This is a genomic window from Paenibacillus sp. A3 (assembly GCF_001399685.1).
Classification (GTDB): domain Bacteria; phylum Bacillota; class Bacilli; order Paenibacillales; family NBRC-103111; genus Paenibacillus_G.
This window is the reverse complement of sequence record NZ_JTHN01000280.1, coordinates 1-804: the sequence shown is the minus strand read 5'-3', so window position 1 is coordinate 804 and position 804 is coordinate 1. Positions and strand designations below refer to the sequence as shown.

Here is an 804-nt window from a genome sequence, read left to right as displayed (position 1 = left end):
GCGGTCGTCGGCGTCAACTGATGCTCGTAGACGACTTTTCCGTGGGAGTCCGTAATCTTGCGGATCAGGAACGTTTCGTTGAACACGCCTTTGTTGCCGATTGTCGCATAAGCATTGGTCAACTCCTTGACCGTTACCCCGTATTTCAAACCGCCGATAACGCCTGTCTGGGCTTGATAATCGTCCTTGGTAATAGAGACGATCCCCATCTTTTTGGCAAATTCCCAGGCTTCTTTAATGCCGACGACATCGACGAACAATTTGATCGCCGGAATGTTGTACGACTGGTTTAACGCCCGTCTGGCCGTGACGAGTCCGTGGTAGCCGTCGTCCCAGTTTTCCGGGATGTGAAAGCCTCTGCTGCCGTCCTTGAGAATGATCGGGACATCGTCGATGACCGAGGCCGGCTGAAGGGCGCCCTTCTCCATGGCCGGCAAATAAGCGGCAATCGGCTTCATGGTCGATCCGGGCTGGCGGAGCGCTTGTGTCGCGTGATTCAACTGCTCCTTGAAAAAGTCGCGGCCTTCCATCATGCCGAGAATCGCTCCAGATTTGCTGTCCATCATGACGGCGCCGATTTGCTCGGTTCCTTTGACTTTATCGTCAGGAGTAAAGTTATTACCATCCTTCGCGATGTCGCGCATCGACTCGTAGATGTCTTTGTCGATCGTCGTATACACGTGATAGCCGCCTCGAGACAATTGGGCTTGTACGCTTTTCAGCGCCTCGCTGTACGTCTCCGGGTTGGCCTGCGGGTCCAGCTTCGGCTGTTGGACCGACAGCAGCGCCTTGGCCGCTTCTTTC

General features: G+C 54.9%; 1 protein-coding gene. It reads right to left on the bottom strand.

What is annotated here, in order from left to right; all coding sequences use genetic code 11:
* Window positions 1-804: penicillin-binding transpeptidase domain-containing protein (locus QJ48_RS32950; RefSeq protein WP_272948178.1), on the bottom strand; the 804-nt coding region annotated here is incomplete at both ends.